Raw genomic sequence first — 264 nt, forward strand, 5'->3', positions numbered from 1 at the left:
CTGCTAATCCCGCAATAGTTCCGTTAACAGTATCAAAAAGATAGTTGTTATCTAAATCTTTAGCCAAATAGTAACGATCGAACGTGTCGGAGTTCATTACTACAATATCAGGCGAGTATTTAGAACCTCTATTTTTAACAATAGCAGTTCGCATTTTACGAACCAAATCCTTTATGTTCGCTGCTGGAATACCACTTGCAACTGGTACATAATCAGGCGCACTAGCTAAAAGTCCTGTCAGAGTTTCTCCAGTGCCCAATCCAC

1 protein-coding gene is annotated in these 264 nt (G+C 39.8%); it reads right to left on the reverse strand.

Annotated elements, in window-relative coordinates:
• Positions 1 to 264 (reverse strand): phage major capsid protein (locus NCR40_RS31230; protein ID WP_250511823.1); only part of this gene is annotated, 264 nt, incomplete at both ends.

It is taken from the genome of Caballeronia sp. GACF4, from assembly GCF_023631025.1.
GTDB lineage: Bacteria > Pseudomonadota > Gammaproteobacteria > Burkholderiales > Burkholderiaceae > Caballeronia.